Below are 18,935 nucleotides of genomic sequence, written 5' to 3' on the forward strand. Positions count from 1 at the left end.
TGTCCTCAGTTCCTGAATCGTGGACGATTGTCTGTCATTAGGCGGGTTCACGGCGCGTTGTAGATCGTCTTGAGGTTCTGGTAGGCGGCCAGTCCCTCCGGGCCTTGTTCCCGGCCCAGTCCGCTGGCCTTGACGCCGCCGAACGGGGAGCCGATGTCGTGGCTGTAGAAGTTGATGCCGACGCCGCCGGTCTGGATGCGGCGTGCGACTTCGAGGGCGCGTTCGGTGTCCTGTCCCCAGACCGAACCGCCGAGGCCGAACTCGCTGTCGTTGGCCATCGCGATGGCGTCATCGATTGTGTCGTAGGGAATGACGGCCAGGACCGGGCCGAAGATCTCTTCCCGGGCGATTGTTGAGTCGTTGGTGACGTCGGCGAAGACCGTGGGCTCGATGAAGTAGCCCCGGTCGAGGTGGGCAGGGCGCTTGCCGCCGGTGGTGATTCGGCCACCTTCGGCCAACCCCACCTCGATGTACTTCTCGACGCGGGCACGTTGCCGTTCCGAGACGAGCGGTCCCACCTGTGTGGCCGGGTCGAGGGCGTCACCGACCCTGAGTGAGCTGACGATGTCAGTGATCTGGTCGACGAATTCGTTGTATTTGGCACGTGGGGCGAAAATACGCGTGCACAGGTAGCAGGTCTGGCCGTTGTTCTGCAGCGTCGCGTCAACGAACTCCGCCGCCAGTGATGGAAGATCTGCATCGTCGAGAAGGATCGCGGCGGACTTGCCTCCGAGTTCGAGCGTCACGGGGCGAAGCAGTTGGCCGCAGGTGGAGCCGATGCTGCGGCCGGCCTCGGTTGAGCCCGTGAAGCCTACTTTGTCTACGCCGGGGTGGCCGACGAGGTAGGCTCCGACTTCACGGCCGGCAGGGACGATGTTCAGGACGCCTGCGGGAATGCCTGCCGCCTGGGCGGCCTCAGCCAGGGTGTAGGAGTCGAGGACTGTCTCGGGCGACGGCTTGATGACCATCGTGCAGCCTGCTGCCAGGGCGGGGGCGATCTTGACGAATGCCAGAGCCTGGGGAAAGTTCCACGGGACGATTGCTGCGACGACGCCGACGGGCTCGTGCCGCACGCGGGTCGGACGGCCGAAGATGCCGGCACGCTGCTCCTCGATGCCCTGTTCACGGATGAGGCCGGCGTAATAGCGCAGTGCAACGGCAGGGAATCCGCCCTCAACGGGCCCGGACATGGAGATGGGCATGCCGTTCTGGCTGCTGACCTGACGCGCGATTTCGCCGCCCCGTTTTTCGAGTTCGTCCGCGAAGCGTTCGATGATCTCGGCTCGGCGGCCGGCGTCCCATGAGGCCCACCCCTGGGGCTCGTCGAATGCTGCGCGGGCCGCCTCGACGGCGCGGTCGACGTCTTTCTCGTTGGCTTCGGGGACCTGCCCGACGGGTTCCTCCGTCGATGGGTTGACGGGCTGAATCACGTTGTTGGTTGAGGGGTCGACCCATTCCCCGCCAATGTACAGCTGGGTTTGAGTGGTCGTTTCGTCAGTGACGATCATGGTATTTCTCCTCATCGTGGTGCTAAGTGGTGGGTTGACGGAAGCTGCAGGTGTGCGGTTCAGCCTTGGGAGGGTGGGGTGCGGACGCAGAGGCCGTCGTGTTCGGCGCCGAGCAGGAGCTGGCAGGAAAGGCGGGATGTCGGCCGGGCTTCGTCCAGGAATTCGATGAGGGCTTCCTCCTCCGGTGCCGGTTCTTCGAAGGTGTTGTGCCAGGGTGCGTCGACGTATACGTGGCAGGTGGCGCAGGAGCAGCCGCCGCCGCATTCGGCGACGATGCCGTCGATGCCGCGCAGCGTTGCGACTTCCATGAGGCTCATGCCGGGTTCGACTTCAACGGGCTGTTCTTTTCCGTCAGCGGTGACGTAGGTGATCTTGATCATGGGGTTTCCTCGGTGGATCAGGCGGGAACGAGGTCCCGCAGGGGAATGGAAAGATCGGGGAGGAGATCGATGGAGGGGGAGGCGCCGGAAGCGATCCATTTCTTTCCTGCCATGAAATCTCCGGGTGCGTTGACTGCCTCCACCGCGAGTAGCCGATCGGCGTCGTCCAGGTGGTAGATTGCGAACGAGGCCGAGGAAGGGTTGCCGCGCACTATCGTGCGGGATGACCCGGCGAGCAGCCCGGCGATCTTGAGGCTGACGTCGTACTGATCTGACCAGAACCAGGGCACCTCCGCGCGGGGTTCAGCCCGGCCGGTGATGGCCGCCGCGGCCTGCTTGGCCTGCTCCGTGGCATTCGGTATGCTCTCCAACCTGATCCGCCCCGGGTAGCCCGGCACCTCCCGGCGAGTTACGTCCCCCACGGCGTAGACACCCGGCAGGCTCGAGCGGGCCGACGCGTCGACGACGACACCGCCGTCGCACTCCGCTCCAAGTTGCCGCAGCAACTCGTCCCGGGGCTCGGCTCCGACTCCGATGACGATGGCGTCGCAGGGCAGCCGTCTCCCGTCTTCGAGAATGACAGCCTCGACTGCACCGTCCTCGCCGGCCACCACCTCTTTCAGTGCCGCGTTGACGAGGATGTCGACGCCCTTGTCCCGGTGGAGCGCGGTCAATGCGTCCGAGAGGAGTGGGCTCGCAACGCGCTGCAGGAGGCGCTCCTCGCGTTCGATGACAGTGACCTCGCACCCGCGGCTCCGTCCCGCGGCAGCGACCTCGAGTCCGACGAAGCCGCCGCCGATGATGACGACACGTGAGCGTGACTGAAGCACAGAGCGGAATCCGATGGCGTCGCGGTAGGTCCTCAACGACCAACAGCCGCGTTCGGGCAGCGCATGCGGCAACGTGCGGGCGCGTGCACCAGTCGCCAGGACCAGCTCGTCAAAACCAAGCTCCGTCCTGTCATCAAGCGTCGCAGTACGGGTGGGCAGGTCCAAGGACTCAACCCGGCGGCCAAGCTTCAGCTCGATGTTCTGGTCCGTGTAGTAGGACGGGGCACGAAGCAGATCGGCGTCAGCCTCCCCATGGAGGTACGCCTTGGAGATCGGCGGGCGGTGGTACGGGTACTCGTCCTCGTCGCCGACAATAGTGATGGTGCCTGAGTGCCCGTACTGGCGCAGCGTTGCGGCCGTAGCGGCCCCGGCATGGCCGGCACCCACAATGAGGACGCGTGACTGCAGGGAATCAGACTGCGTTGCCGTGTCGTTGGCACTCATGGTCAGGCCGCCTCGAACCGGATCGGAAGGGTCTTGGGGCCGGACAAGAAGTTGGCCTGGACGTAGCTGACGGGACCGGCCAGCTCGATCGACTTCAGGCGCGGCAGTAGCTCCTCGAAGAGGATGCGCATTTCGAGTTTCGCCACGTGCTGTCCGATGCACTGGTGGGGGCCGTATCCAAAGGCGATGTGCCTGTTTGGTTTGCGCGTGATGTCAAAGGAGAACGGATCGGTGAAGATGTCCTCGTCACGGTTGGCTGACGGGTACATCAGCATGAGGCTGTCGCCTTCGCGCAGCTGGCGGCCGCGGAACTCGATGTCTTCGCCCACGATGCGGTGGAAATGTTTGACGGGGGAAGCCCAGCGGAGAGCCTCGTCCACGAGTCCCGGAATGAGGGAGGCATCTTCGCGTACCGCCCTCAGCTGCTCCGGATGGGCCGCCAGCTGCTGGATCGCTGTGGCCGTCGTTGCCGAGGTCGTGTCGTGGCCAGCGGTGGCGATGGCAATGTAGTAGCCGTTGACGAATGAGCCGGGCAGTGGTGCGCCATCGACCTCTGCATTCGCGACAATCGAGGCGAGGTCGTGGGTAGGGTTCGCCCGTCGGTCAGCAGACAGTTTGTCGAAGTACTGATGGAACTCGAGAACCGCTTCGCGCCAGGCACGTGCCGCAGCCTCCGGCGTGGCGGGGACGTCTGTGCGCTGGTGCTCCGGGTCCGAGTTGCCGAACATCTCCTGGGTCAGCTTGAGCATCGTCGGTTCGTCCTCTTGCGGAACACCGAACAGGCTCATGATCACGCGAAGCGGGTAGTGGAGCGCGATGTCTTTGACGAAGTCGACCTCCCCGTCGTAAGAGAGCAATTTTTCCACCGACTGTCGGGCAATGGCCCGGATCGCCTCTTCCCGCTTACGGACATTCGCCGGCATGAACCAGGACGCCGTGACGTTCTTGATCTTGGTGTGTTCGGGGGCGTCCATGTTGGCCAGAGTGTCCAGGCCCCGCCTGCCCTCGTTCATTGTTTTGAGGAATTCGGTGTCAACGACCGCATTGATGTAGGGCTCGCCGAGACCGCTGCGGAAGATCGTCGGTGTGCGTTCGATCTCCATAATGTCGGCATGCTTCGTGGCCAGCCAGATGGGAGCATAACCTTCAACCTCTGCACGGGCGAAAGGCATGTTTTCGCGCAGCCACTTCAGTGCCGGGTGCACGATGCCGGTCTCATCGCGGTAGGAGGCTGGAAGGATCACGGATTTGGCGATGTCATCCGGGATGATGGCCTGGTCTTGGGTGACGGCAGTAGACATGAGGGATCTCCTGGTGATGGGTCCCCACGAGTGTGGGGCGAACGGGGTGGGTTGGGAGCTGAAGAAGGCGGCTGGCGTGATCAGCCGAAGACGCTCTGTTCCTGGTCGCCCTGGGTCCAGACGACGCGCAGGTGCATGCGGGACAAACGCCAACCTTCGGGAGTGAGGCGGAAAGTCCATTCGTAGGGGCCGCCGATGTCGTAATGCTTTGAGGGATTCTGCGGATCCTGTACTCCAGCGAACCAAAGGTAGGCCGTGCCGGTGGCGGTATCGCCGTCGATCTCGAACTGCATGTTCGTCATTGAATGCTGCATTGAGAGGTACGGCTCTTCCGCGGCCTCGCATACCTCGCGGATCTTCTGCCGGCCATGGTGTGTACCGAAAGGTCCGAATTCGAATTCAGCGTCCTCGACGAAGCAAAGGCTCCAGGCGTACCAATCCTTCGCGTCGGAGGTGCGGCAATAGCGATTCATGAGAGCCCCGAGGGCTTCCTTATCTTCGAGGACCCTGAGGCGGGCTTCGAGTTGCCGGACGTAGTCGGTCAGCGCAGCGTCAGTTCCTGTGGTTGGGTTCACTTCTTGAGTAGTCATGGCATACCTTCCGTTTCTCCCGTTGCAGACGTCGATGTTTGCGATGGGTGCTGTTCTCGTTTTCCGGTGTAGCTACTGCGCCTTAGTGGATTGGGGGAGCATCACCGGATGGAAAAAGGCTATTGTTGTGATTCGGCTCACGGTAGGGCTCAGTTCGCTATTAGATGATGCTTCCTTGGCATCACCCCCTGCGAGGGTTCAGACACGATCCGAACTTCTCATCGTCGTGTCAGGATTTTTTGAAGGGTTAGTCATTAAGTGAGCGCGAAGAAACCTGGAGCTTGGATTTCAAGGACGCTGAGGCGAATGGCTGTTAGCCAAGCAATTCTGCCGCGGTTGCGGGACCAAGAAGGGCGAAGCTGTCGCCTTAGGGAGCCAGTCTTGTGGGCATGTAGTTCGAACGCTTGATGCCGATGATTGGGCTCTGCGGCAGAAGACACATGCCTGTCGAGGCCTTCCAGGTCGGGGCTAAAGCCTGCTGCGGAGCCTGTCGGGTGAGCAAACGAAGAACGTCGGCTGCTCCACCTGGGCGAACGGCACCACGAGCCATCGGCCGCCGTAAAATTCGACATACGAGTCAGGGGAGCATTTTGCGAAGGCTTCTTCACGTGTCATCCGCCTGTCCTTTCAGAATCCAGCGAGCGGGAATGTCCATCGTTGTCAGACTGGGTTTTTTATTCATAGTGCAGCCCCGACCAGGGAAGGGCAGCTAAAGTGCTGCCCACCTCGGCAGGCTGGTGGTCGTCCTCAAGCCGACTGGCTTGAGCCACTGCCTCCCACGAGTCGGCAAAGGGGCATTGGGATTGGTCCGTCATGGATGCTCCTTGAATGTTCAGCGGTGGTTCAGCCTTGGGAGGGTGGGGTGCGGACGCAGAGGCCGTCGTGTTCGGCGCCGAGCAGGAGCTGGCAGGAAAGGCGGGATGTCGGCCGGGCTTCGTCCAGGAATTCGATGAGGGCTTCCTCCTCCGATGCCGGTTCTTCGAAGGTGTTGTGCCAGGGTGCGTCGACGTATACGTGGCAGGTGGCGCAGGAGCAGCCGCCGCCGCATTCGGCGACGATGCCGTCGATGCCGCGCAGCGTTGCGACTTCCATGAGGCTCATGCCGGGTTCGACTTCAACGGGCTGTTCTTTTCCGTCAGCGGTGACGTAGGTGATCTTGATCATGGGGTTTCCTCGGTGAGTCAGGCGGGAACGAGGTCCCGCAGGGGAATGGAAAGGTCGGGAAGGAGATCGATGGAAGGGCGAGCCGGGGGCGTTAACCGCTGACGAAGCTGTCCACGGTCGCCAGTGCGCTTTCCCGGACCTCCCGATCGATGCGTTGGCTTGCTTGGTATTAAATTTATGGCCGTGATCTGGGTCACGGTAGGCGCCGGTTTGCTATCAGGTGATGTGTCCGGGAGATCACCCCTGTGGGGCAACTCGGCGCGCCCGCTGCGGCCATATTCCGGATGCTCCTTGAGGACGAGGATGGCGCGGCTCTGTGTCGCGCTGGACGGTGCATTCCTGACTTCTTTTAGCTGGGAGGGGAACATAGACTGGATGGAAACATGTGTTCCATCGCACACTGCTGTGCGAGAAGGAGATCGCCCATGGATGTGCGGCAACTTCAGCTGTTTATCGCTGTGGCCGAAGAAGGCAGCATTCACGGCGGTGCCCGCCGGATGATGCTGGCGCAGCCGGCCGTGTCAAAGTTGTTGCGCGCTCTCGAAAGACAACTTCAAACACAGCTGGTCCAGCGTTCGCCCCGAGGTATTGAACTGACGGTGGCGGGGAAGCTGCTGCTCGAACAGGCCTACGAGATTGTCCGCTCGTTGGAGCGGACCGTCGACATCGTCCAACAGGCCGGTAGGAGCCAGAAAACCCTGACCGTAGGGTTGATTTCCGGGGCTGCTTCGGCGTCGGAGTTGACTGCCGACATTATCCGGGGCTTTCAGCGTCTCTGTCCGGATGTCACGGTCGGGGTGCGGGAGCTGGACTTCGCTGACCAATTTACAGCGGTCGTGGACGGGCATGTCGATGTTGCCCTCGTCCGCGCTCCTTGTGGAGACGAACGGGTGAGCACTACGCCGCTTTTTGGCGAGCCGTTAGTTTTGGCGCTCAGGTCAGATCACAAACTGGCAGAGGCATCGATGGTGTCTGCTGATGCAATCATGGACGAAACGATGCTGGCCATGGGCGACGCTCCGCCGTCGTGGACGAGTTTCTGGCATCTGGATGACCTTCGCAGGTCTGCCCCGAGAACGGGCCAATCCGTACGCACGCTCGCGGAGCTGCAATTTGCGTTGATGAGCAACAGAGAGGTGGTCATGCCGATGACGCTCACCGCCTGGCGGATGAGTGCCCAGTATTCCGATTTGCGGGCACTGCGAATCGATGGGGCACCTTCCTCAACCGCGGTTGCCATGACGCGTCAAAATGACGACCGCGAGCATGTCTTGGCCTTTACTGCTCACGCCCGTGAAGTCTCGCGCCAACTTCTGACAAAGGTCCCTGAAGCTGTGTTGCCAACGTAGTCGGAGTCAAGGTGATAGGGGCGCGTTATCCCGCCTGGTGCCTGCCCTGGTCCGGCCTATTGTCGTTGTTTCGGTGCAGGCGTACCAAAATAGTCGAATGGGGCTAGCTGCCGAGTACCGCGGGGTTTGGCCCCCGGCGCCGGAAGCCGGGCAACTGCTGGTCGGGAAGGTGGGAGCTGGCTTATGCCACACGGAGCTGACCATCATCCACGGCCCGCGCCGATTTTGACCGGACCCGCCTTTTAATCTCGTCCAGAGAGCCCTAGCTGGGCGGCCAGTTTAGACGCCAACGTCTCCCGTTCGAAGAGGGACCACGCGTCCTCATTCCCGCTGTGTACTTCTGCAACTACTGCGGCAAGTGCGCCTGGGATTTTGCGATAGCAGCGCGGCAACATTGGGCTGCCGGGCTGCGGCGTAGGGTACGACGGCGGCCCTCGCCGCACGTATGCGCCTTGAGGCGGAGCACCCCGCCCATCTCTGCAGATTCGGTTGCTTAGCGGCAGCCCGTGTCGCAGACGCTGCGGCCGGCCGCTTCGTTCATGCCGACCGCCTCACCATTGCCGAGCGGCCGGGGGGCAGAATCGGCCTTCATTTTTGATGGGAAATCGCCGGGAAGATGCGGGGATTGGCGTGGGCGTGCAAACACCGTTTGCAAGATTGTCGGCGATATGCCACTGGTGGGGAGTTCTCTCGAGTGGAAAAGGAAGTTTCATGAACGCGGCCTTCCATACCTGTGAATTCGGCGGCCGGTGCATCGCCATGCTGAGGTGATGCACCGGCCGCCGCGCCGCGTTCGGGGACCGAGGGGTCCGCGGTGCGGCTCACGCGGCCGCGGCCCCACGGAACGGATCTCGGCGCTGCCGTCCTAGAATCGTGCTGGCCGGCGTTCTGCCGCCGGGTATGGCAGCTCCGGGATAAAGCGCCATTGCGCCCCGAACCCGTTGGCTGGTTCGATGACCACTGACCCGTCGTCGTGCGTGAAGGGAACCCCGACCTCCGCCAGGTGCGTGCGTACTCTCTCGGGGTCCGTCACTAGGAAACTGACGCCGTAGTACAGGTCGCGGTCGTCAGAAAGTTTGAACGAGTAGGGGCTTTCCTGGTTGGGAACGGCGCATTCGAGGACAGTGTCCGCAAGCCGGATGAATGTGCTTTCCGCGTTCAGCGCGGCGTTGTGGCCCCCGGCAATTACATGCCCGTCCAGTAGGTCGACGTACAGCTTTGTCAAGCGTTCGGGGTTCAGCGTGAGGATCGTGTGGTGTGACGTCAGCTCGATGGAGAGCGGGTCGTCAGGGTCCGGCGACGGACCGGTCCAGTCGGGGCGCAGACGCGGATCCGCCTGCCTCGAGTAGTTCTCCCAGTGCCGTTTGCCTGTTTCCTGGAATTCGTACCGGATGCCCGTGTCCTCGGGCATTGTGAAACCGGTGAATACGTCCGAAGCGAATGAGGAGGTGGGGGGTTTGGCGCTGGTGATGATCTGTCCCTGCTGGTCGTGGGCCCGAACGCCGGCATCTGCCAGTTTTTCGAACATTCCAACGGCGTCGTCGGTGTACCAACCCATCCCGATCATCCCGTCGGAAACGCCCTTGTACCGGGTTTGGCCTGCGAGGGCACCTTGCGCGTGGAGCGCAGGGCATAGGAAAACCCAATGAACGTCGGTGATGAAGGCGAAGAACGAATAGTTCACCGGGTAGTCGGGGTTAAGCAGGCCAAGATCGAGTGTTTCTTCCCAGCGCAGAGCTGGACGGGCGAAGACCTTGCGGAACCAGGCGCGGGCCTCTTCAAGATCGGGAACGGCCAAGGTCGGGTGGTACAGGGCTGGAACATTCGGGGCCATGGTTAAACCTTTCGTTTTCAAGCTTGTGGGGTAGCTTTGTCAGATGCCGCGTGGGCGGTGTTTGGGGGGAGTGTCAGGACTTGAGGGCCAACTGGGTGGTTGCTTGACGTGCGACGACACGGCCGAAGACTGCTCCCTTGCCCAGCGATGTGCCGGTCATATAGGCGGCGCCATGGAACCCGCCGGTGACCTCGCCGGCCGCGTAGAGGCCTTCTATGACCTGCCCGTCGACGTCGGTCACTTCACCGCTGGTGTTGATGGTGACCCCGCAGTAAGTCGTGGTCATCAGCGACTTGGCAGGGTAGGCGTAGAACGGCGCCTGATCGATTGGCTGCAGCTCACCCACCCCGTTGCACAGGCTGGTCCGGCCTACCTCGTCCTCCTGCCGCCCGATGGCAGCAGCGTTGTACCGTGCCACGGTTTCAACGAGCGCGGTTGGGTCGATTCCGGCCACCTCGGCCAGTTCTTCAAGGGTGTCGGCGCGGTGGACGTGGCCGATGTCCTCCAGCGTGTCGATGTCCTTCAGCGGGATGCCCCGGTGCGACATGGCGCGGACCTTGGCGTCGAAAATCTCGAAGCCGAGGCCCTCGGGTTGGTCAAGCACTTCCCGTCCGAGGGTCTTGTAGTCCTGTGACTCGTCCATAAAACGTCGGCCGTGCTTATTCACAATGATGGCGCCCATGTAATAGGCAGTGAGTAGTTCGTGGAACTCCTCACCTGTCTCGGGATGCGAGCCGTAAGTGCCGGAGATGAACGACATGTCCGCCATGCCGGCACCGAGCTTCCACGCCATTCTCAGCCCGTCACCTGTGTTTCCCTTGCCGCCGTAAGGGATGGCGGCGAGCTGTTCAGGGGCGAAGATCTTCAGCAGATCGGTACCCCGGCTGAACCCGCCGGTTGCCAAAACGACTCCCGCACGCCCTGCGAATAGCTGCTTTCCTTCGGGGGTCTCAGCCACCACGGCGGTTACCCGGCCGTCGGTGTTGCGGATCAGCTTCTGCGCGCTGCTGTAGAGCCGGGTCTGCCCGCCCAAGGCGGTGTAGTCCCGGTGCAGCGTGGCCAGGACTTCTTTGATTGACGAGTTGTGGCTGCGCCGGGCGGACTGGCCGGAGCTGATCTCAACTTCCCGGAAGACCACCCCGTGAGCCTTGAGCCAGCGGTAGGTTTCTTTCTGTTGGGCCAGGTACGCATCCAGCAGCGACCGGTCGTTGCGGTGTTCTCCCACCTCAAGCAGGTCCTGGAGGAATAATTCAGGGGAGTCGTCGATGCCTTCCGCGGCCTGCTCCTCGGTGCCTGTGAACGCGAACCAGCCGCCGCTCATGGCCGAGGAGCCGCCCAGTTGCCCGGTCTTCTCTAGCAGCATCACGGACAGGCCTGCCTCCGCTGCGGAAGTCGCGGTGGATTGCCCGGCGATGCCGGAGCCGATAACCACCAGGTCATAAGTGTATTCAGGAACAGTCATTCTCGACTCTCGCTTTCAGATGTTTCGGGGGCGGGACGGCTCGGATCTTCGCGAGGTGTCCCTGATCGACCTGCATCCCAATGGGGGCGCATGGGTCTGTCGCGGTCAGTTCGTCGGTTCCGCGACCGCCATCTGGGCGGGACCATCTCCGCCCGTGGTCACACTGTCCGCGGGCAACCGATCCGTTTGTGGCAGCCCGAGCTCTTCCAAGGGAGTGCGATACGTTTCGCGGGCGGTGAGCGCGGCAACCGCGGCGATAATGAGTGCACCTGCCACCATGCAGGCGACGGGCATCCAATTGGTGGGGACACCTTGGGTCAGGACGGTTGCGATTGAAGGTGCAAACCCGGATACGACTGACCCGATCTGGAGGCCGACCGCCATCGAGGTGTACCGGACCCGCGCCGTAAACATCTCTGCGTAGAAAGCTGGATAGATTGCACCGCAGAACGCCAGGAACAAGCCAACCATCAGCGCGTTGGTGACAAACATCAGCGCAATGTTGCCTGCCGATACTGCCGCGAAGAACCCGAACGTCATGACCCCGGTGCCGAGTGCACCGATCACGAATACAGGCCGGCGTCCGATCCTGTCAGCGAATATCCCCGCCAAGGGGCGAACAATCAGCGCAACGATCTGCGTCACGACGGCGGACCACAGGACTGTGGTCCGGTCGATCCCCACCGAGATGGCGAACGCGACACCGAAAACATTCATGATGGAATCGGGGACGAAGTAGAGAGTCGCCAACGCCACCCGGCTGATACCCCGCCAGCTGCTGCGGAGTGCGTCGAAGAGCGGCACCTTCGCCGTCTCGCCCTTCTGTTTGACGTGCTCGAACACCTCGGGCTCCTCAAGGGTCCGGCGGACAAAGAACGCGATAAGGAGGACGATGATGCTGGCCAGGAATGGCAGCCGCCAACCCCATGAGAAGAGGATCTCGTCGGGCATCGCTGCGACGGGAATGAGGATGAGGGTAGCTAGAAGCATGCCGGCACCCACGCCCTCGACAGTCCAGCTGCCCCAGAACGCCCGGCTGCGGTCGGGTGCGTGTTCGATGGTCAGCGAGCTGGCGCCTGCCACTTCTCCACCGGCAGAAAAACCCTGCAGGAGCCGCATGGCGACCAAAAGCAGTGGCGCCCAGGGGCCGATCTGGTCGTAGCCGGGAAGAAGCCCTATGACGAATGTCGCCAGCCCCATGATGAGCAACGTGGCCAGTAGGGCGCTCTTGCGCCCAAACTTGTCACCGAAATGACCGATCACGACGGCACCCAAGGGGCGGGCGAGGTAGGCGACTCCGAAGGTGGCGAATGACATCAAGGTCGCGGCCTGCGAGCCGGGGAAGAAAACGACAGGGAAGATAAATGCGGCAGCCGAAGCGAACAGGACGAAGTCGTAGTACTCGAGTGCGCCGCCGAGGAACGCGGAGAGGGCTGCCTTTCTGGTCTGAGCGGTTGCTCCGGTCTTGATCATTGGTGAAGACTCCTAGTTTGCGGACGCCCGGCGGACAGTGCGTGCTGGTGTGGTTATGGGGTTGGCGCCGCAGTCTTGTTATCGCACCGTCCCCTCCGGTTCGATCCCAATCGGGCGCTCCCTCGAGAATGGCCGTGAGCAGGGTCACGGTCGAGAGCATTTCTCGCTGAGTGAGAAGGAAGAATTCGCCTGCCCGTGGCGGTTGCAGGGATATGATCTGCTGTGCTGGCAAAAAAGTTGGCTCGTTGGGGCAGCCAGCGAACCGGGCCGGACACGGAGGTCGGAGGCGAATGCCAACGCAGAACGAGACGATGATTGAACGGGTCATACGCATCCTCGAGGTTTTCGGCGCCGGCGAGTATGCCTTGACAGCATCAGAGATCGCCAGAAGATCCAAACTTCCGCAGGCAACCGCTCACCGCATCGTCCGGGAACTCGTGGCCGCAAGGGTGCTGGAACGTGAACCGGACCGCCGAGTCCGCATCGGCTTGCGTCTGTGGGAACTCGCAACCCGGGCTTCAAGCGCAATGTCGCTGCGGGACATTGCTCTCCCGTACATGGAGGATCTCCACGCAGTGGTCAGACAACACGCCCAACTGTCGGTTCTGGACCGATACGACGTGCTCTACCTCGAACGGCTCTCATCCACGGACGCCACGTCCGCCAACACCGCAACGGCAGGATCACGCCTGCCCGCGTTGCAGTGCGCACCAGGCATCGTCCTTGCTGCGTACTCATCGCCGCCTGTTCGGGACGAACTACTCGCCTGGGGCCGGCTCACAGCGTTCAACAATCAAACCGTCATGGACCGCGACGAGCTGAGGAAGATCATCGCTGAAGCGCGCCGGGCGGGCTATGCTGTGGCTGCGGGCTGGATCCACGCCGACGTCTCTGGAATTGCCGTTCCGATCCTGGCGGCAGACGGCGGGGTTATCGCAGCTCTCTCCATCACGATTAAACGCGGCGGTGTTGATGAACTCACCTACCTCCATGCGCTGCACACCACGGCACGTGCCATCTCCCGGGCCATGAACGTCGAGAACCTTGTGGCAGACCCGCGCCTGAACCTGCTTAAACAACAGATCCGCAGAGCCACCGACGGCGACTGAGATGACCCGGGGAGGCCGGCATTTCGCATCAATGACTTTTCGCTCAACGGGACGGGGCACCATAGGGCCGACATGCGCTGCCGAGAACGTCTCACTAGTCTCGGCGCGGCCTCGCCACCGGGTAGGTAACTCGCCACCACAACCAGCCTGGGAAAGTTGTGAAAGCTACGGCCCTGATGAGTACCGCTGGCCAGGTAGCCACACAAAACATCGAGGGGGGTACACGGACAGTCCCTACAAATTGGCGGCCCTTGCACTAACGGGGGAGTGTCTGAATAAGGGTGTATGGGGTCCGGCCTGATCCGAAAAGGATTCCCAGCACTCGGCTCGTTCCTCACAGAAATGCTCGGCCAATGTTGTGCGTCGCATTCCGGCTGAGCCTGGAAGCATCGGTGGACGGCCGAATGATGGAGGGCGTGAAGAAGGATTCTCCACGTCCTCCGGACTGCGCACTTCGTTGCCTGGTGCTCCAAAAGGCTCAAAAAAGAAGGTGTGGACAGTGTCCACACCTGGGGCTTCGGATTCGGTTGTACCGGCCTCGGACTGGGCCCGGATTGCGGATGTTTTCGAAAGAGCGGCGGATTTGCAAGGGGAGAGGCTAGTTCGAGTCCCATCTCGGGCACGTGTTTTCCCTGTTCAGGGGCATTTTTAGCCTCTGAGCGCAGACAAATTGTGTTTTGAGGGGCCCCTTCGGGGGCCTTTTTCATTGGTGGACGGTGGTGTGGCCCGGTGCCTTCTTGCCTTTCTGGATGGACGGGCTGTCGTTCGTTACCAGTTATGGGCTTCCTTGGCTTGGGCAACATGACCTGAGAAGAATTCGGTGCCGGTTTCTTTTCTAGGTCGTTGGGTGTTCACAACGCTTCTCCCTCCCGGCTGTTGTTGGCGTTGTTGCTTATTCATGGTGGGTGCGGGGGAGGGCGGCATGACTTGTGCGCAATCTGAAGGGACATATTCCTGCGCGGAAGCTAACAAGCGGTCTGACAGGACTACTGTGCCCGACGGGGAGGCATGGCCGCCGTACACGAGCCCATGAAGCTCACCGCCTTTCTTCCCTGGCTCGAGGGTTTCCATCGATGCCTCTTCCTGGGGCTACTTGCAGCGTCGACTACCTGACGCTGTGGATTTTCACCGCGGTGTTCCGAAGTGGGGTTCCTGCCGCCAGGCCGATCTTTCATATCTGTTCATTCCATCCCTGATGGATGACTACCTGACGGAATGGTGAGACGTCGAAGCATCCTTTGGCCGATAAGAACCCTTTCGTCACCTTGAACGATGACGAGTCCGGCCACCAGGGTCTGCCAGGGCCCACGGCGCGGGCAATTCGGCTGGTGCGGCAACTGTCGACCAGCCCCGGCCGGGCCATGCCCGTCTTTCGCTAGCCGCGAGCGGGACATTCACCCCTCGTGGACCGCACAGGAGTCAGTGCTCAAGGTCGTCCTTGCGGTCGGGGCGGGGGTTCCCGGGCAGTTTACGCGAGCGTTGAGTCTACGAGGTAGCTGCAAGGTGGACGGGCGCTATTTGCGGACCCCACCCGTCAGGAGGAGCCCCGATGACTTAGCTGCCGGCGCGGGTCAGGCCCGGGCAACCCCACGGAGTTCCCCACCACCTGCTGCCGATCTGGCTACAGGGTCAGCCGCACTGGAGCTTGTTGTCACCGGAGTTCCGGGAGTTGCTCAGTACCCGACCGTAGTAGGGGGTACCCGAGATTGCCTTGCACGCGGCTTCCTGGCCCGACTCGACGGAGTAGACCGCATACACATATGCACCCTCGCTGCTTGCTGTCGAAGGACCGGTGAAGGCTCGGCAACTGAGGTCGGTTCGCATATATGAAGACCCGGGGTGTGCATCGAGAAGATTCTGGACGGCGTCGGCGTTCGTCGCGCTGTTCCATGACGTGCCGTAGACGATCATGACGCTGTCGTCACAGACGGGATAGGAAATTGGCGTGCTGATGTCCAAGTCACCCGGAGAGCTCAAAGACGATGCGTTGCCAGCCTCCCACTCGGTGGTGGGTTCAGTGAAGGTCTTTGACGCCGTGGTGATGGTGACGGTTCCCTGGCCGTACGAATACTCAGTGCCGTCCGGCGCGGTGGCGCTGAACGAGCTGGCGTCGGACCGTGCCGGCAGGGTGACATTGCCGCCGACATCGTTGGCCATGCTGATGAGTGTCGGGAATCCGTCAATCGAGCACAGGGCCCCGCGATAGGTGGCAGAACCCGCTAGCCAGAGGAGGACGCCACGGTTCTGGCAGTAGGCCCGGTCCGCGTCGCTCACCGGGGAGGACGAGGCCGGCTGGGCCACCCCAGCTGGTCCGACAGCGGCAGAAGCCGTGCTGTACTGCGGGACGGCATATGTAGCATCCGAACCGTAGATGGGCTGGGAGCTGTCGGCCGGCGCCGAATAGTAGGGCTGAGGGGTGCTGTTGTAGTACGGGGTGGGGGCGGCGTAGACCGCTCCGCCACTCCCGAAAGACGTTGATGCGGCGTGCTGGGCGTTCAGGGCCGTCACCCAGATGACGCCGACAGCTGTCAAGGCGGCCACGACCGAGAGATAGGAGATCCAGAGACCTGCCAGGGCAAGGCCACGCCCTCCCTCACCCGTCCGCTTGATCTGGTTCAGCGCTACGTGGCCGAAAATGATCGACAAGAGGGTCACGACGAAGGCGAGCACAAACGACGCAATCGCGAGCTGGTTCGTCCTGGCGGGCGGCGCGGCATACCCCTGGGGGGCGAAGCCGTGTTGGTTGGGCTGTAGGTTGCCGTTGCTCATGGTTCAGTACCCCCTGTAGGAAACGGCTGCGACAATCATGCTGATGAGGACAATGGCGAGCAGCGCGGTCCCCGCGTAGCCAAGGATGAGTCCGGCGGTTGCCAGGCCGTTCCCCTGTTCACCGGTGCGCCTGATCTGCGCCTTGGCGATGTGGCCGAAAATGACGGCCAGGATGGACCCGCCGACCAAACCCAGGATGAGAGCAGTGATGGCGAAACCGTTTGTGCCGGTGTGCGGAGGCGCCGGCCGGTACACAGGCGCTGTGTACTCTGCGGTCTTGACCGGCGACGCGCGGGTTTCAATGCCGGCAGCGCGGCGTTCCGCAATCGTCATTCGGCCGTCCCGCCTTGAGATGGTAGCGGGAGCGACGCTGTTCCCTGGCGACGTCTTGAGAGTTGTTCCGCATGTACTACAGGAGCCCGCCGATGAGACGTTGGGCGAGTGACAGTTCGGGCAGTTCATATGGTTCCCCCAAGTTTGAAGTCGCGGCGGGTCGGAGCTCCTGCGCGAGTTGTGCTGCGATGAGAATCCACGGACAGGGCGTCGCCGGTCAAGTGAATGTACTTATATCGTCCTAATGTTTCGGCCGACGGGCACCGCCCGGGGTACCGGGCCGCGACGCGATAAACCGCACTCTTTAGGTCACCGGTGACGTGGTGTACCCGAACGGTCCAGGGATCAGGACGCCATGGCGTCCTGGAGCTTCCTCGGCCGCCGAGTGCGGTGCGTGAGTTCCGGGACGTCCCCGAGGGCCTTTTGCAGGTGGGGAAAATGGAGTTCGATGTCCCGTGCGACTGCTGCTGCGGCGTCCCAGTCTGCCAGCGCCAGGGCCAGCTCAAGTTCACCGCACAGCTGGTTCATTCTTAGCGCCCCGATCAGCCACGATTTCGTCTTCAGCCTCCGTGCGGCATTCAGCACCAGATCGTTGTCCTGGGCGCCAACGGTGCGCACGATCCGTTCAACGAAGCGGGGGAGGAGAGTTACGTACTCCGCGGTGAAGGACTCGGCCGCCTCCGGCGATGCCTCGTCTGCGAGCTTCTGAAGGTGCTGTGCATCCAGCGTCTTTGCTCTCTGATCCAGCCGTTTCCCTCTGCGCATCGCCCGACTCCCTCCCCGCCCCTACTGGGTGCACCACGGCCTGAACCGCCGGCGCCATGTCGGCTGCTTCGGCTCGATAACCTGCTTCCTGCGACCAGAATGGATCGTCGGCGTCAAGGATGGCGCAGCAAAGAGGCAGCTTGGGATCAAGAAAGTGCAAACCCCGGCGGCGGGTGCGAATGCAAGCCGGGCCAACGCGCTCTGGTGGCTTGCTTTAGAGCCACGGGACGATCATCCCGCTGCTCCGTGGGAAATTCCCGGTGCTAATCCGGCTGCCGCGGGGGTTGACGCGGGGGTCGTTTAGGGAATGTTTTGTTATGGACACCCTTGGTATTGACCGCAAATTATTTGCCTCTTATCCTTAAGCAAAATCCCAGAGGGTTCGCACTATGGGAGGGCCCATGTCCTCGGCGCAGCCTGGTAATAATCGTCCTCAGGGGTCGACTGACACCACTACCAAGGCGTTATGGCGAAAGCCCTTCGTCTGGATCGGCGGCATCATTTTGGCCGCCCTGGCGGGTTGGCTGACGGAAGTCTTCACTGGCGCCCTTACTATGCTCTTCGATCCTGATCGATATGGGGACCCGGTTAGTGTGCAGGTGGACACGGAGGCCGCGAGGAGCGACCGGGCGATTTCACTGCCACCTGAAGTCCTGGTGTCGAAGGATGACGAGGCCAAGGTTTACCCAGCCGGGGCGCAACAACAGGCGGATTTGTTGGCGGCACGTGGAGGCATTGTCATCGGACCACGCTCCATAATGGTGACCATCACCGGAAAGCGACCCGACGCCGTGAGAATCACTGATATCCGGGATATCTCCGACTGCAGTTCCCCCTCCCGGGCAAGGCTTGTTTGGCTTAATGCGCCGTTTAGGGGGCATATCGATCCGACTATCAGAGTAGGAGTCGATGTTGGGGGCCCGACCCAAGACGTGTATTTGTTGGACCCCGGCTCAACTGAAAAGAAGCCTTTCTTCCCGGAGAAGACAATCTCACTCAAAAAGGGCGAAAGCCATGTGTTGCTGATTGACCTGCATCCACCAGCGGGCAAGGTCTGCCAGCCGCAACTGGAAATGACAGTCCAGGAAGGCGACACTACACACAAACAAAACTTGGTGCCGGAGGATCAAATGACCCAGATAATGGATGAATTTCCCGACGAGAGCCAATACCAACAAGTTTATTTGTGGGGAAATGTCTGCCAGAACTTGGTCTCCGCCCCTCCTAACTGGCAGGAGAGTCGGGACCCCTGTACAACTCGGGGCTAGCTGACAGTCGAGCATGCGTGTGGACCGGACCGTGAACGAGCTCGACGTACTGCCGGTCGTCCTTTGATGCCGAGGCGTATTCTGCGCCGGCTGAGGGGGAAGTCCTCCTTCGCTGGTGTCCGGCGTAGGGCCCACCGCTCACCGGCACAAGGGACAACAGCGTCAGAATTCGTAGGACCGACGACGGAGCGGGGGCCAGTTGGCAACAAATCGCAGATAACTGCACCGACTATTGGCGGCGCAGCTGAGTTCATCGACGGCCGCCAGATGCGGGAATCTCTCATCCAAAACGGGAGTCAGGACCGAACGCCGATAACTGGCGTTTCGTCATTCTGGACCGCGCTGGGGCCTTGGCT

Annotated in this window: 17 protein-coding genes; 3 read left to right on the plus strand and 14 right to left on the minus strand. The window is 62.0% G+C overall.

Features of this window, described 5'->3' with window-relative positions; all coding sequences use genetic code 11:
- Positions 1-47: 47 nt before the first annotated feature.
- From QF036_RS12005 to QF036_RS12040, 8 genes are all read right to left on the minus strand, one after another.
- Entirely contained in the window at positions 48-1,508 is a 1,461-nt protein-coding gene (locus QF036_RS12005) for an aldehyde dehydrogenase (protein WP_307102085.1), read from the minus strand.
- Between the two features lie 59 nt (positions 1,509-1,567).
- On the minus strand, positions 1,568-1,888 hold the full coding sequence (locus QF036_RS12010; protein ID WP_306922799.1) for a 2Fe-2S iron-sulfur cluster-binding protein: 321 nt from the start codon (positions 1,886-1,888) through the stop codon (positions 1,568-1,570).
- A 17-nt stretch (positions 1,889-1,905) separates the two neighbouring features.
- Positions 1,906-3,162 carry an NAD(P)/FAD-dependent oxidoreductase gene (locus tag QF036_RS12015; protein WP_307102088.1) on the minus strand — a complete coding sequence of 419 codons (1,257 nt, stop codon included), beginning with the start codon at positions 3,160-3,162 and terminating at the stop codon, positions 1,906-1,908.
- 2 nt (positions 3,163-3,164) lie between these two features.
- On the minus strand, positions 3,165-4,463 hold the full coding sequence (locus tag QF036_RS12020) for a cytochrome P450 (RefSeq protein ID WP_307102090.1): 1,299 nt from the start codon (positions 4,461-4,463) through the stop codon (positions 3,165-3,167).
- An 80-nt stretch (positions 4,464-4,543) separates the two neighbouring features.
- Positions 4,544-5,053 (minus strand): nuclear transport factor 2 family protein, encoded by a 510-nt coding sequence (locus tag QF036_RS12025; protein WP_307102092.1) that lies wholly within the window; start codon positions 5,051-5,053, stop codon positions 4,544-4,546.
- A 468-nt stretch (positions 5,054-5,521) separates the two neighbouring features.
- Positions 5,522-5,668, minus strand: coding sequence for a hypothetical protein (locus tag QF036_RS12030; RefSeq protein WP_306922807.1), 147 nt, complete (start codon positions 5,666-5,668; stop codon positions 5,522-5,524).
- Between the two features lie 59 nt (positions 5,669-5,727).
- The gene (locus tag QF036_RS12035) at positions 5,728-5,868 is read right to left on the minus strand and encodes a hypothetical protein (protein WP_307102095.1); all 141 of its coding nucleotides are present in this window, start codon (positions 5,866-5,868) and stop codon (positions 5,728-5,730) included.
- 28 nt (positions 5,869-5,896) lie between these two features.
- Positions 5,897-6,217, minus strand: a complete 321-nt coding sequence (locus tag QF036_RS12040; protein ID WP_307102097.1) for a 2Fe-2S iron-sulfur cluster-binding protein — start codon at positions 6,215-6,217, stop codon at positions 5,897-5,899.
- A gap of 425 nt (positions 6,218-6,642) precedes the next feature.
- On the opposite strand from QF036_RS12040, the gene QF036_RS12045 reads away from it, so the two are divergent.
- Positions 6,643-7,566, plus strand: a complete 924-nt coding sequence (locus QF036_RS12045) for a LysR family transcriptional regulator (RefSeq protein ID WP_307102098.1) — start codon at positions 6,643-6,645, stop codon at positions 7,564-7,566.
- A gap of 865 nt (positions 7,567-8,431) precedes the next feature.
- Here the strand turns inward: QF036_RS12045 and QF036_RS12050 are convergent.
- From QF036_RS12050 to QF036_RS12060, 3 genes are all read right to left on the minus strand, one after another.
- Positions 8,432-9,400 (minus strand): VOC family protein, encoded by a 969-nt coding sequence (locus QF036_RS12050; protein ID WP_307102100.1) that lies wholly within the window; start codon positions 9,398-9,400, stop codon positions 8,432-8,434.
- Positions 9,401-9,473: 73 nt separating this feature from the next.
- The gene (locus QF036_RS12055) at positions 9,474-10,862 is read right to left on the minus strand and encodes an FAD-dependent oxidoreductase (RefSeq protein WP_307102102.1); all 1,389 of its coding nucleotides are present in this window, start codon (positions 10,860-10,862) and stop codon (positions 9,474-9,476) included.
- A gap of 105 nt (positions 10,863-10,967) precedes the next feature.
- The gene (locus QF036_RS12060; RefSeq protein WP_307102104.1) at positions 10,968-12,335 is read right to left on the minus strand and encodes an MFS transporter; all 1,368 of its coding nucleotides are present in this window, start codon (positions 12,333-12,335) and stop codon (positions 10,968-10,970) included.
- Positions 12,336-12,625: 290 nt separating this feature from the next.
- Here QF036_RS12060 and QF036_RS12065 point away from each other — a divergent pair, with 290 nt between their 5' ends.
- Positions 12,626-13,444: an IclR family transcriptional regulator gene (locus tag QF036_RS12065; RefSeq protein ID WP_307102106.1), complete on the plus strand. Its 819-nt coding sequence runs from the start codon at positions 12,626-12,628 to the stop codon at positions 13,442-13,444.
- Positions 13,445-15,073: 1,629 nt separating this feature from the next.
- Here QF036_RS12065 and QF036_RS12070 read toward each other — a convergent pair.
- The 3 genes from QF036_RS12070 to QF036_RS12080 form a co-directional block, all read right to left on the minus strand.
- Entirely contained in the window at positions 15,074-16,213 is a 1,140-nt protein-coding gene (locus QF036_RS12070; RefSeq protein WP_307102108.1) for a DUF4190 domain-containing protein, read from the minus strand.
- A gap of 3 nt (positions 16,214-16,216) precedes the next feature.
- Entirely contained in the window at positions 16,217-16,546 is a 330-nt protein-coding gene (locus QF036_RS12075; RefSeq protein ID WP_307102110.1) for a DUF4190 domain-containing protein, read from the minus strand.
- Between the two features lie 345 nt (positions 16,547-16,891).
- Positions 16,892-17,311: a hypothetical protein gene (locus QF036_RS12080; RefSeq protein WP_307102112.1), complete on the minus strand. Its 420-nt coding sequence runs from the start codon at positions 17,309-17,311 to the stop codon at positions 16,892-16,894.
- A gap of 401 nt (positions 17,312-17,712) precedes the next feature.
- On the opposite strand from QF036_RS12080, the gene QF036_RS12085 reads away from it, so the two are divergent.
- On the plus strand, positions 17,713-18,579 hold the full coding sequence (locus QF036_RS12085) for a hypothetical protein (protein WP_307102114.1): 867 nt from the start codon (positions 17,713-17,715) through the stop codon (positions 18,577-18,579).
- The last annotated feature ends 356 nt before the right edge of the window (positions 18,580-18,935 follow it).

The sequence above is a fragment of the Arthrobacter globiformis genome, assembly GCF_030817195.1.
Taxonomy (GTDB): Bacteria; Actinomycetota; Actinomycetes; order Actinomycetales; family Micrococcaceae; genus Arthrobacter; species Arthrobacter globiformis_D.

What these genes read in the sequence shown, in the direction of transcription:
- QF036_RS12005 (WP_307102085.1), bottom strand. Translation starts at nt 1,508, where the DNA reads ATGATCGTCACTGACGAAACGACCACTCAAACCCAGCTGTACATTGGC.
- QF036_RS12010 (WP_306922799.1), bottom strand. Translation starts at nt 1,888, where the DNA reads ATGATCAAGATCACCTACGTCACCGCTGACGGAAAAGAACAGCCCGTT.
- QF036_RS12015 (WP_307102088.1), bottom strand. Translation starts at nt 3,162, where the DNA reads ATGAGTGCCAACGACACGGCAACGCAGTCTGATTCCCTGCAGTCACGC.
- QF036_RS12020 (WP_307102090.1), bottom strand. Translation starts at nt 4,463, where the DNA reads ATGTCTACTGCCGTCACCCAAGACCAGGCCATCATCCCGGATGACATC.
- QF036_RS12025 (WP_307102092.1), bottom strand. Translation starts at nt 5,053, where the DNA reads ATGACTACTCAAGAAGTGAACCCAACCACAGGAACTGACGCTGCGCTG.
- QF036_RS12030 (WP_306922807.1), bottom strand. Translation starts at nt 5,668, where the DNA reads ATGACACGTGAAGAAGCCTTCGCAAAATGCTCCCCTGACTCGTATGTC.
- QF036_RS12035 (WP_307102095.1), bottom strand. Translation starts at nt 5,868, where the DNA reads ATGACGGACCAATCCCAATGCCCCTTTGCCGACTCGTGGGAGGCAGTG.
- QF036_RS12040 (WP_307102097.1), bottom strand. Translation starts at nt 6,217, where the DNA reads ATGATCAAGATCACCTACGTCACCGCTGACGGAAAAGAACAGCCCGTT.
- QF036_RS12045 (WP_307102098.1), top strand. Translation starts at nt 6,643, where the DNA reads ATGGATGTGCGGCAACTTCAGCTGTTTATCGCTGTGGCCGAAGAAGGC.
- QF036_RS12050 (WP_307102100.1), bottom strand. Translation starts at nt 9,400, where the DNA reads ATGGCCCCGAATGTTCCAGCCCTGTACCACCCGACCTTGGCCGTTCCC.
- QF036_RS12055 (WP_307102102.1), bottom strand. Translation starts at nt 10,862, where the DNA reads ATGACTGTTCCTGAATACACTTATGACCTGGTGGTTATCGGCTCCGGC.
- QF036_RS12060 (WP_307102104.1), bottom strand. Translation starts at nt 12,335, where the DNA reads ATGATCAAGACCGGAGCAACCGCTCAGACCAGAAAGGCAGCCCTCTCC.
- QF036_RS12065 (WP_307102106.1), top strand. Translation starts at nt 12,626, where the DNA reads ATGCCAACGCAGAACGAGACGATGATTGAACGGGTCATACGCATCCTC.
- QF036_RS12070 (WP_307102108.1), bottom strand. Translation starts at nt 16,213, where the DNA reads ATGAGCAACGGCAACCTACAGCCCAACCAACACGGCTTCGCCCCCCAG.
- QF036_RS12075 (WP_307102110.1), bottom strand. Translation starts at nt 16,546, where the DNA reads ATGACGATTGCGGAACGCCGCGCTGCCGGCATTGAAACCCGCGCGTCG.
- QF036_RS12080 (WP_307102112.1), bottom strand. Translation starts at nt 17,311, where the DNA reads ATGCGCAGAGGGAAACGGCTGGATCAGAGAGCAAAGACGCTGGATGCA.
- QF036_RS12085 (WP_307102114.1), top strand. Translation starts at nt 17,713, where the DNA reads ATGTCCTCGGCGCAGCCTGGTAATAATCGTCCTCAGGGGTCGACTGAC.